General features: G+C 61.0%; 12 protein-coding genes. 6 read left to right on the top strand and 6 right to left on the bottom strand.

Going from position 1 to position 10,259, the window contains the following annotated elements:
- On the bottom strand, positions 1-372 hold a 372-nt coding region (locus E0F99_RS26220; protein WP_130909009.1), incomplete at its 3' end, for a hypothetical protein.
- Between the two features lie 151 nt (positions 373-523).
- On the opposite strand from E0F99_RS26220, the gene E0F99_RS26215 reads away from it, so the two are divergent.
- The 3 genes from E0F99_RS26215 to E0F99_RS26205 all read left to right on the top strand — a co-directional run bounded on the left by E0F99_RS26215 (position 524) and on the right by E0F99_RS26205 (position 2,538).
- Positions 524-814: a LysE family translocator gene (locus tag E0F99_RS26215; RefSeq protein ID WP_083357692.1), complete on the top strand. Its 291-nt coding sequence runs from the start codon at positions 524-526 to the stop codon at positions 812-814.
- A 2-nt stretch (positions 815-816) separates the two neighbouring features.
- Complete coding sequence (locus tag E0F99_RS26210) at positions 817-1,170, top strand: hypothetical protein (protein WP_083357691.1); 354 nt, start codon at positions 817-819, stop codon at positions 1,168-1,170.
- A 117-nt stretch (positions 1,171-1,287) separates the two neighbouring features.
- The gene (locus tag E0F99_RS26205) at positions 1,288-2,538 is read left to right on the top strand and encodes a hypothetical protein (protein ID WP_083357690.1); all 1,251 of its coding nucleotides are present in this window, start codon (positions 1,288-1,290) and stop codon (positions 2,536-2,538) included.
- A 59-nt stretch (positions 2,539-2,597) separates the two neighbouring features.
- Here E0F99_RS26205 and E0F99_RS26200 read toward each other — a convergent pair whose 3' ends face one another.
- The 3 genes from E0F99_RS26200 to E0F99_RS26190 all read right to left on the bottom strand — a co-directional run bounded on the left by E0F99_RS26200 (position 2,598) and on the right by E0F99_RS26190 (position 6,586).
- Positions 2,598-3,224 carry a glutathione S-transferase family protein gene (locus E0F99_RS26200; protein ID WP_083357689.1) on the bottom strand — a complete coding sequence of 209 codons (627 nt, stop codon included), beginning with the start codon at positions 3,222-3,224 and terminating at the stop codon, positions 2,598-2,600.
- A 68-nt stretch (positions 3,225-3,292) separates the two neighbouring features.
- Positions 3,293-5,032 carry an OPT family oligopeptide transporter gene (locus E0F99_RS26195; protein WP_083357688.1) on the bottom strand — a complete coding sequence of 580 codons (1,740 nt, stop codon included), beginning with the start codon at positions 5,030-5,032 and terminating at the stop codon, positions 3,293-3,295.
- Between the two features lie 180 nt (positions 5,033-5,212).
- A complete protein-coding gene (locus tag E0F99_RS26190) occupies positions 5,213-6,586 on the bottom strand; it encodes a methyl-accepting chemotaxis protein (protein WP_408003438.1) in 1,374 nt (457 codons plus the stop codon).
- Positions 6,587-7,545: 959 nt separating this feature from the next.
- Between E0F99_RS26190 and E0F99_RS26185 the strand changes: the two genes are divergently transcribed.
- The 3 genes from E0F99_RS26185 (at position 7,546) to E0F99_RS26175 (ending at position 9,305) form a co-directional block, all read left to right on the top strand.
- Positions 7,546-7,956, top strand: a complete 411-nt coding sequence (locus E0F99_RS26185; RefSeq protein WP_083357686.1) for a hypothetical protein — start codon at positions 7,546-7,548, stop codon at positions 7,954-7,956.
- Between the two features lie 16 nt (positions 7,957-7,972).
- Complete coding sequence (locus E0F99_RS26180; RefSeq protein ID WP_083357685.1) at positions 7,973-8,536, top strand: RNA 2'-phosphotransferase; 564 nt, start codon at positions 7,973-7,975, stop codon at positions 8,534-8,536.
- A gap of 73 nt (positions 8,537-8,609) precedes the next feature.
- Complete coding sequence (locus E0F99_RS26175; protein ID WP_083357684.1) at positions 8,610-9,305, top strand: hypothetical protein; 696 nt, start codon at positions 8,610-8,612, stop codon at positions 9,303-9,305.
- A gap of 85 nt (positions 9,306-9,390) precedes the next feature.
- Here E0F99_RS26175 and E0F99_RS26170 read toward each other — a convergent pair whose 3' ends face one another.
- On the bottom strand, positions 9,391-9,684 hold the full coding sequence (locus E0F99_RS26170; protein ID WP_083357683.1) for a DUF3144 domain-containing protein: 294 nt from the start codon (positions 9,682-9,684) through the stop codon (positions 9,391-9,393).
- A gap of 92 nt (positions 9,685-9,776) precedes the next feature.
- Positions 9,777-10,259 (bottom strand): HisS family protein (locus E0F99_RS26165; protein ID WP_242626936.1); only part of this gene is annotated, 483 nt, incomplete at its 5' end.

The following is a 10,259-nucleotide window of genomic DNA, read 5'->3' as shown; positions in this document are numbered from 1 at the left end:
CAGCCGGGCATGTTGGTCCAGGGCACCAAGACCGGCGTCCTGAGTGATACAACTTTCGCGTCCTTTGCCGTCCACGCTGCTGGTTTCGTCAGGGCTTTGCAGGTGGGTGTTGAGGTCGGCTCTGAGCTGAGCCAGCAACATCTTGCCCGCATCCTGGGTGAGGTCGGCCTGCGCCAGCGCCTGAAACAGGCTACGTGACTGGCTCAGCAACCGTTGGTTGGCGGCGATGAGGGTGGTGTTGAGCGTCTCCAACGCCAGCAGCTCGGCGGGCAGTACGACAGGAAGCTTGGTTTGAGTGCGCAGGTCTGTGTCTATTTCAAACAGGTGAGTGCGTATTTCCTGAAGCGATGGTACGGCGGGTGGCGTGCTCATGGGCACTGTCCTCTTGCTGATGGAATGAACCCTCAGCTTGAGGCGACGCCTGGGCGCATCGGCGGTAATTATTCAAGGTGTCCAATGGCATTGCATTCAAACCTCACATGAGGGTTACTGTGTGCCGAGCCCTATTTCGAGACAGTCCGCCATGTTTGAACTCGCCAGGCTCATCACTTACGTCGCCGTGGTGATGGGGCTTTTCCTGATCCCCGGCCCCTCCGTGTCGCTGGTGCTGAGCCGTACCGTTCAAGGCGGGCGCAAGGTCGGCATCGCCAGCGGATCAGACGTTGCCACTGGCAACCTGGCCCATACGGTGTGCGCCGCATTGGGTTTGTCGGCGCTCTTGATGACTTGCGCGGCGGCGTTCAAGGCCGTGAAGTGGGTGGGCGCGGCGTATCTGATTTATTTGGGCGTGCGCGCGTTTATGGCCATTGAGTAGCGATGAAGTCCTTATCCAAACGCGACAACGCCCGCCTCGAACGCCGACTGGTCGCCACACTGACCGAAGCCTGTGAAACGGCCAAAGCCGAAATCCCGGGTTTCGATTGGCTGACCCACACCGTTGATTACGCCGCATTCCCCCAAAGCCTGCGGGTGATTTGGGTGTTCGACACGCGAGCCCACAAAGACCACGCCTTGGCCAATGGCGCCGACCAACGCATGCGGGCACTGACCGCCGCCGCGTTGCATGACGCGGATGTGGCTGCGGTGAACATTGATCGCTGCGTGCGCTTCGACTCCGAAGAGGAATGCAGCGCTCAACATGGCGGCGATTGGCGTCGGCGCCTGGCGTGATGCCACTCGGTTAAGGCACGCCGGCGGCCACCGTTCAATTGCGGTGTTTTCCTAGAAGCCACTCGCCATCTACTGGATAATGCCGACTCGCCTTTCTCCGATAAGGACATCCGCGCAATGAAGTTGCCCACCCTCCTCCTGGCGGCCACCGTACTGCCGACCCTCGCTCACGCCGACGACGCTGCACGGGTCGACACGCTCAAGGCCTTCACCCGTTGCGACGCGAGCTTCTTCAGCAGCCTGAACACTCACCGTGAGGCCTGGCAGGCCTACGCGCCGCTTCAGCAGGAAAAGAACTTTTCGTGGATTGCGGTCAGAAATCGCGCCGACCGCAAGGCCAGCCAGGTGCCCGTCAGCGCGCCCCCTATCGCGGGTTTGAAGCTGTTGTCGTATACCGATGAGGTCACCGACCTCGGCCCGTTGGGGCTCTACTATTATTGGGGCTTCGTTGTGGACGGCGGTGTCGACGCGGTTGCCCAGCGCCTCGCCCCGCTGCTGGAACAACCCGGTTCACTGCAAAAAGGCGAAAAGGAATACACGCGCAGCGAACTCAAGGTTGGCAACGGCTGGCAGTCGATCAAACCCCAACCGGGCAAGGCGCCGGGGACCCATCAGGTTGAGCGTGTGTTGATTGTGGAGCCGCAAGGCAAGCAAGGTACGCAATCGCGTGTCAGCTGTTCGGTACAGGGCGGCGTGAATGCCGGGCTGCTGGCACAGTTGCGTCCGGACATCGCGCCGGTCGACTACCCACGCACCCCGATCGAAACCCGCTTCAGCGATGTCGACGTACCGGCCAACGTGCGCCAGCGTCTGGATTCACCCCTGCTGCAACCGAAGTTCAAGACGCTGAGCTACAGCTACGTGTCCAAGAAAGGCGACGGCAGCAAGGACCTTGAGACCTCGGTCACTTTCAAGGCAGAGGGTGGTTTGCTGGTGAAGAACGAGGTCTACGGCAACACCTTCAACGTTGATCGCCTGACGCAAGCCGACCTGGTTCAATTGAAGTCGAAGATGAATGGCGTAGGCGATGGGCGCGTGCTGCAAACACGCGACGTCGAGCTCAAGGTGCCGACCAGTTGGGCCCCGGGCCAAACACTGAACGCCCGCCTGCAGATGGTGAGCGTGCCGGCCCGACCGACCGATAAACCCTACAAAACAGCATTGACCTGTAAGGTCGGCGAGCGCGTCCCGGCACGGCAAGTATTTGCCTCGTTGACCGGGGATGCGATCAAGCTGGCGTGCGACCAGGGCGACTATCAGACCTCGCGCGTGTTTATCGAGGACCTGGGTGTAGCCCTGACGCTGGAGTCGACATCGAGTGAAACGCATTATGTGAATGAAATAACGGCGTTAGAGGTGGTGCGCTAGTCGGTTAGACAGCCCAACGCGGGGCAAGCCCGCTCGCCACAAGGATGACGCCGACGTGTTTATTTCGCGAACGCGTACTCGCCGCCCTGCTCCACCGCTTTGCGATACGCCGGGCGTGCCTGAAAGCGTTGCACCCACGCGGCCAGGTTCGGGTAAGCCTGCAACTTGCCCTGGGCCTTGGCGATTTCGCCGATGAAGCTCATCTGAATGTCCGCACCGCTCAGCTCGTCACCCACCAGGTACGGCGTATCCGCCAGCATATCGTTCAGGTAGCCCAAGTAGTTGGCCAGTTCCGATTCAATACGCGGATGCAACGGCGCACCCGCCTCGCCCAAGCGGCCGACGTAGAGATTGAGCATCAGCGGCAGCATGGCCGAGCCTTCGGCGAAGTGCAGCCATTGCACGTATTTGTCGTAGGTGGCAGTGGCCGGGTCGGGTTGCAGGCGACCTTGGCCATGGCGGCGGATCAGGTAATCGATGATCGCGGCGGATTCGATCAGCACCAGAGCGCCGTCTTCGATCACCGGGGATTTGCCCAGTGGGTTGATGGCCTTGAGTTCAGGCGGGGCAAGGTTAGTGTTCGGGTCGCGCTGGTAGCGCTTGACCTCGTAAGGCAGGCCGAGTTCTTCGAGCAGCCAGAGGATGCGTTGCGAACGCGAGTTATTGAGGTGGTGGACGGTGATCATAAGGGCTCCGCTGTACGCGAGTGAGTATTAAGGTAAGAGACTACGCTGTCGCGCGGGAGTGCCATGGATTAATTCGCAACCATCGCCCACAGCGACGCGCCGACACCGGTGATGCTCTCGCCAGCAATCAACCCGGCGGCGGCGGTAATCGCAAAGCGCTCGGTGACACTCGGCCAACGGCAGCTCACTAGCCACGTCAGCACTGCGCCGAGGGCCATCATCAGCGACACCGAGGCCGGCAACACGAAGGCCAGCCCCAAGGCGGCGGCACTGGGCAAATAGCGGGTGCGTGCGGCGGGCAAGGTGCTGTCGAGAATCCCCAGCAGCACGCCGACCGCGCCGGCCAGACCAATCGCCCAACGAATGCTCAACGACAATGAATCGAGCCCATGCGTCAGCGTCTGTGCCACGGCTTTCCAGGTGGCGACCGCAGGCGCCGGCCATTCTTCGGTGAGCAGCATGCTTTGCGGGTCGGGAATCAACGCCAGGTAGGCGAACACGCCAACAATGCTGCCGACGAAAACCCCCAGGATCTGCGCGACCACCTGTTTGCGCGGCGTGGCGCCAATCGCCTTGCCGACCTTAAAGTCATTCATCAAGTCCGTGCATTGCCCGGCCGAGCCGCCGGCCGTGTTGGCGCTCATCAGGTTGATCGGCACCTGCCCCGGCGCGACGATGCCGAAGCTCAGTTGTGACAATTGCCCGATGGCGCCGATGGGCGGGATGCCGGTGGCGCCCACCACCCGGGCGGCCACGGCGGCCAGGCAGATCGCCAGGGGAATGGTCAACAAGGCCATCCACAGGTTGATGCCGAACAACAGCGACTGCAGACTCACCACCAAGATAATCGCCAACGCAAAACCGGCCGCAGGCCCAGCCTTGGGGATCGCCCAGGGCGTGCCACCACCGTTTTGGGTGGACGTATGCAAGGTCCATAGGCGAATTGCCAGTGAGGCCAGCGTCGAGCACACCATCAAGCTCACGCCGGGCCACAACAACCACTCCACCAGCGCGGCGAATTGCGGGCCGCTGCTGCCCGCCGGCAAGGTCACCAAGCCTTGCGCCAACAGCCACGGCCCCAGCCCTCCCCAGGCGAGTATGGCGCCGAGCAGCAGGGTCAGGCCCACGCGAATACCGATGATGCCGCCGAACCCCAGCAACAGCAGCGAAGGGTCGGCGGTAAAGGTCAGGCGCTCCAACTGCGCGCTGGGTGACCCGCGCGGGAAGGCCCACAGGAACGTGTCCACCCACTTGACCAACCCGGACAGCAACGCGGCGCTGAGCAGCACCTTCAACCGCGTGGCGGCTTCGCGGCCATGGTTGTAGATGTGCAGCAGGGTTTCCAGGGTGGCCATGCCTTCGGGAAACTTCAGCGCCTTGTCGTTGAGCAGTGAGGGCCGCAGGTACCAGGCGATCCAGATCCCGAGGAAGCTCACCGAGAACACCCAGGCGATCATCGGCAGCGCGTCCAGCGTGTTGCCGGTCAACAAGGTGTAGGCCGGAATCGGCGCCACCAGCCCGCCAGAGATAATCGAGGCGGCGGCCGAGGCGACGGTCTGGTTGATATTGCTTTCGTGCAGGGTCCATGGCAGTTGCGCAGGGCTGCGCTTGGAAAGGCCCTGCCAGATGGCATAGCCGACCAGCAGGGCAATAATCGACATGTTGAACGACCAGCCGATCTTGAGGCCTGCATACACATTGGAAGGTGTGAGTAGGATGCCCAGCACCACCCCGGTGATCACCGCGCGCAGGCTGAGTTCGCGTTCTACTGGGGCGTTCAGGTCGGGTGTTGGCGGGGCTGAAGGCATGCGGATTCCTTTCGGCAATAAAACAGGGCGACCTCATAAGTGAGCCCTGTCGGCGCTGAAGGTTCATCTAGCGGCGTGTTACACGCGAAACCCAGCGGTGTTTTCACTCAGAGCACACCCTGTGGCGAGCGGGCTTGCCACAGGATGGGTAAGTATCAGCCGTTCAATTGAGAACAGGGTTCAGACCAAGCGAAACCGCGCGGTGTTTTCACTCAGTGCACGGCTGCCTTTGCTCAAGGTATCGGCCGCCTCGTTCACCGCCCGCGCGCCATCCAGTAAGCGCCCTGCCGCCTGATCGACCTGCTGGATATTGCCGCTGACCTCATCCGCCGTCGTCGCCTGTTCCTCCACCGCCGCCGCAATCTGCGCCAGGGTGTCGGTGACGTTCTGGACCGCGCCGGCAATCTCGCCCAAGCGTGTGCCCAGGCCGGTGACGGATTCAGCATCGGTCAGCGCCTGGTCGCACGCCGCGCCCATCAGCGTGACCGCCTGGCTGACCGTCGCGCGCAGGCTGTCGACCGTGCCGGCGATCTGCGCCGTAGAGGCCTGCGTGCGTTGCGACAGGCTGCGCACTTCATCCGCGACCACCGCAAAACCACGGCCCTGCTCGCCTGCGCGGGCGGCTTCGATGGCGGCGTTGAGCGCCAGCAGGTTGGTCTGTTCGGCAATGCCACGAATGGTGTCGACCACCGACTGAATCTGCTGCCCCTGCTGGCTCACTTGCTCCAGCGCATTCGCCGTGTCGGTCAGGCGCTGGTTGAGTTGCTGGATGCTCGCCGTGGTGCGCTGGCTGTCACGGCTGCTGTCCTCAGCGATGCGGCGTGTCTGCTGCGCACTGCCCGACGCCTGTTCGCAGCTTCTGGCGACGCCTACCGAGGTGGCAGCCAGTTGCGTGGCAGCCGCCGCAATCTGGCTGATCTGATGTTGCTGGTCTTCGACTTCGGTGAGGGTGCTGCCCGATTGTGCGTTGAGGGTGAGCACCGCCGAGCCGAGCTGCTGGGTTTCGTGGTTGACACCCAGCAGGCTGGTGCGCAACTGCACCACCGCGACGTTGAGCGCCGTGCTGATCGCCGCCAGTTCATCGCGGCCTTCCACCGCCACTTCGACGCACAGGTTGCCGTCGCGCAGAGACTCGGCGAGCGTGGTGATGCCGCTGGCACTGCGATGGATCGACGCTTGCAGACAAATGAACAGGTACAACGCAGCGAGCGCCAACAGGCTGAAGGTCGCCGCCACCGGAATAAACTGATTTAGCGAACGGTCGCGGTAATAACTCAAGCGTTCATCCAGCGAGTGCAGCGACTGGCTGCGCAACGCGCCCAACGCGCCGAGTATGCTGTCAACGCTGCGATCGAAGCCTGCGGTGTCGAGCTTGATGGTGCCGCCAAATACACCGTCGTCGAGGGCTTTGAGTTCGCTGTCGAGCAATTGCAGGCTGGTGTCGTATTGCGCCGTCCACCGTTCAATTCCGGGGTATTGCTTGGCTTTGAGCGACGCGGCGGCCTTGACCAGTTGGTCCCGCGCATCGCCGATACGGCCGCGCAGATCACGCATCTGCAAGCGGCTTTGCAAGGTGAACTGCCCCGACGCAATCGACGACTGCCCGACGCTGGCCGTGCGGCCGATGCGCTCGATCAGGTCCGGCGTGTGCTGAGTGGAAATCTGCATCAGCAGGTAAGTTTCCAGCCAAGGGTCGAGGATCAGACCGGCATCCTGGGTGACCTGCTCGCGCAGGGTTTGCATCGCGGTCAAGGCGGCGGTGAAGCGGTCATAGCCGTCCGGCCACCACCCCACGGTGCGCAAGGACTGGGTGTCCATGCCCTTGACCGTCGCCTGCAAGGCTTCAAAACGCGCTAGCGTGTCGGCGCTGGCGCTCTGGGCTTTGAGCGAATCACCCAGCGCTTGCAAGCTTTGTAGAATGACCGGGCTGCCAGCATCGACCTTGTCCATCGCCGCTTGGGCCGCAGGCGTTGGGGTGTGCAGGATATCCAGCGCTTTCCAGCGCGCCGCCTGGTTGCGTTGCGCCGTCAACTGGTCATCCAGCGTGTCCAGGGCCAACAGTTGATGAACACCGGACTGCTCGCTGGAAATTACCGCTAATTTGTCGCGAAAGTCCTGGCCAATCAGCCACAGGCTCCCGGCCAGGGGCAGCATGAACAGGAAAAACAGGATTTGAAACTTGCGCGCGAAACCGAAACGGCCAAGCAGGCGGATACCCGGTGATAAAAGACTGTGCATGGCCGACCACTCCCCAAAACAACCTAGAAATGACTACAAGCAAAATGCCATGTCATTGATTGGGAAGGCTCAAGCAAGATACGGGCCGTTGGTAGCGGGCCGCGAAATAGGCGGCTTGGCGACTTGAGAGCGCAGTGGCATGCGCGAAAATGGGGCAAAAGCACTCAATGTGCAGAGTGGAACGGTAACTCGGCTTTTCACAGGCGCTGGCTTGCCCTAGAGTTCCCTCGGCACTCACCTGCCCGACCTAGCGTGCAAGGACATCTGAAATCGCCATGGACATCCAACGGCTGCTGAAGAAAAGACAACTCAACGTACAAGAGCAAAACGCACTCACCGCCCACTGGCTCATGGCGTGTGCGAAGGCATGCCGCGCCAATGGTATTCCATCAGCCCTGAAAGATTACGGCGAGACGCAGGGCCTTAACTGGTCACAAACCCTTGTCATAAAACTTGAGATCGACTTCTGCGGCATGCCGAGTTTATGGGGCCTGTTACTGACTCAGTCAGATCGCTTCATTTCGTTTGAGATCGAGACCGATGCGACGCATCAACAGATTGAATCGATAGAGCTGTGGGAAGACCAGACTGATGCCCAAGACCTTTCGATTTCCAACCGTGGCACGGGCAAAGGTTTTGGCGCACTCGCCTTGCAAGTAAAGAGCGAGCTGCTCGCTCAACCCTGAATGGAAAGGACATCCCTTGAACAAGCAACAACGCGACGAAATCAGCAAGTTCCTCAGCTACATACTGCGCCACGCGCCCGAATCCATTGGTGTCGTCCTGGATGGCGATGGCTGGACCGATGTTGACGGCTTGATCCTCAACGCCAACCAACACGGCCGCACGCTGGATCGCCAAGCCCTGCTCGACGTGGTCGAGACCAACGAAAAAAAGCGCTTCACACTCTCAGGCGACGGCCAGCGTATCCGCGCCGCACAAGGGCACAGCACCGCGCAGGTCCAGGTGCAGCACATCGAGAAGGCGCCGCCCGCCCTGCTCTACCATGGCACCGCCAGCCGCTTCATGGCCTCCATCGAAGCGCAGGGGTTGATCCCTGGCAGTCGGCACCATGTACACCTTACGGACAACCCCGAGACAGCACTGGCCGTTGGCAAACGCTATGGGCAGCCTGTGCTGCTTACGGTTGATGCGCTGGGTATGAGCCAGACGGGAATAACGTTTTATCAAGCGGACAATGGCGTGTGGTTGGTGGAATCGGTGCCGGCGACTTACTTGACGCGACTTGCGCAACCACAGCCGTAGGTTCCATGCGCATTCCAGATTTCTTACGTCATCATTCGGCCGAACGTGTGCTTTTGGAAAGGACCTTCCCGTTGTGAACACCTACTGCCCAACGTTCTGGCCCAATGGCCCTGGCATTGACCACAACGCTGCGGTTACTCAGCTCAACGCGCTTTTACCTGCCGTCGGCAGCACTACGGTCGCGTATTTTGAGCAGAATGATGCCCCGCGCGTCGGTGAAACCTTGCGCCTCATATGGTGCCCGCCCGTTTCCGATTTGAATGGCTGGGATGAGCAACCTTCAGAAATCGCTACAAGCCATCTGTTGATCGCGACGGTGATCAGCCCCGCGTCGGTCAACCAGGCTGCGTCTCGCGTTAACTTTGGGAAACCGGGGTATGACGTTGAGGTCCTCTCCTGCGAGCGGCTGATACCCGCGTTGAAGGCGCTGCCAGAAACCACATGGAGCCTGCATCAGATTAGTACCGCGCAAGGCAATATCCTGGCTTGGGATGAGGTGACCCGATGTGGCCGCGCTAACGTTGAAGGGCTAATTTTCCTGACAGCCAGTACGCGCAGCGAAGCACACATGGAGTTGCTGCTTGAACAAACTGACGACGACATTACCGGGCTTTTTTCATTGCAGATGAACCCCGGCGGCATTGACTACGACCTTGGCAGAACACGTTTCACCGCCCAAGAGCTACGTGCGGTCAGGCGCGTGCTCAGCATCGCGCACCCTATCCATGACTCGCAGCCCGCCTATCTCGCAACCGACACCACGGGCTGACCCATTCGACTGTGTTTCACGCACCGCAAACCTATCGCGCACGCTCGAGCCCTCGAACAGGCTCCATGATTTTTACATGCGCCTATCAGGTCTTTACGAGCATGTACTGACTGAAATTATTAATGTGATCATCCAGATTATCCTCAAGCATCATCCGGTACTGGTCACAGAAATACTTCAGCATCGCTTCCCGCGCATCGGCCATTTCGGCGCCGGACTTGAAGTTGCGCGCACTGGCCCAGGCGTTAAAGCGCGTGGCGCCGAACATCATCGAGGCGCTGACCTCACCGAGGTTTTCACAGGTCTTGAGCTGCTCGTTCGACAGTTCGATGTGTGCGTCTGCACGGTCGTAGAAGGCTTGGTCGGTGGCGTCGGCCATGGTGGGGTTCCCGGGTGATCAAATAATGGCGGCTATTGGAGCATATCCGGCCGCCGTAGAGGAGACGCCTGCGGGTACAGGCGCCTTGAACATCAAGCCAGTGCGAGCACCAGCCGCTCGAGCCCAATGCCGAACCCGGCGCCTTCTCGGTAAGCGCCGCCGCCAACTACTTGCTGCTGCGCACCTAAGGCGGGGCAACGCACCTCGAAGCCATTGCCCTCCAGGTAGTAACTCAGCCCGCGTTTCACCGCCAGGTTGAGTTCGTAATCGAGCCCCAGCGTGTCCAGAAAACCGCTGCACAGCGCCTGGCTGCGCTGCAACGCCAACGCGGGCTCAGGGCTGAGAATCTCCAGCCCCAACTGGGTGAATTCACGATAGCGACCGGCTTGTGGCCGCTCATACCGGTAACACCGCGCCACGTAGAAAAACATCGCCATCTCTCGCCCGCCCAGTAACTGCGCGTTGCGCTCCTGGAACAGCGCAGTGGCTTCCGGGATCAGGCAGCAGGGTCGGCCCGCCTTGTCATCGAAGGCCCACATCTGCGCGATGATTTCACGGGCGCAGGCTTTTTGGAT

The organism is Pseudomonas antarctica, from assembly GCF_900624995.1.
Classification (GTDB): domain Bacteria; phylum Pseudomonadota; class Gammaproteobacteria; order Pseudomonadales; family Pseudomonadaceae; genus Aquipseudomonas; species Aquipseudomonas antarctica.
The sequence above is the reverse complement of the archived record's forward strand: the minus strand, read 5'-3'. Positions and strand labels throughout refer to the sequence as shown.

Bases quoted from the DNA above. Each gene is read 5' to 3' on its own strand.
- E0F99_RS26185 (WP_083357686.1), top strand. From the start codon at position 7,546: ATGGACATCCAACGGCTGCTGAAGAAAAGACAACTCAACGTACAAGAG.
- E0F99_RS26215 (WP_083357692.1), top strand. From the start codon at position 524: ATGTTTGAACTCGCCAGGCTCATCACTTACGTCGCCGTGGTGATGGGG.
- E0F99_RS26200 (WP_083357689.1), bottom strand. From the start codon at position 3,224: ATGATCACCGTCCACCACCTCAATAACTCGCGTTCGCAACGCATCCTC.
- E0F99_RS26195 (WP_083357688.1), bottom strand. From the start codon at position 5,032: ATGCCTTCAGCCCCGCCAACACCCGACCTGAACGCCCCAGTAGAACGC.
- E0F99_RS26190 (WP_408003438.1), bottom strand. From the start codon at position 6,586: ATGCGTGATCTGCGCGGCCGTATCGGCGATGCGCGGGACCAACTGGTC.
- E0F99_RS26210 (WP_083357691.1), top strand. From the start codon at position 817: ATGAAGTCCTTATCCAAACGCGACAACGCCCGCCTCGAACGCCGACTG.
- E0F99_RS26205 (WP_083357690.1), top strand. From the start codon at position 1,288: ATGAAGTTGCCCACCCTCCTCCTGGCGGCCACCGTACTGCCGACCCTC.
- E0F99_RS26170 (WP_083357683.1), bottom strand. From the start codon at position 9,684: ATGGCCGACGCCACCGACCAAGCCTTCTACGACCGTGCAGACGCACAC.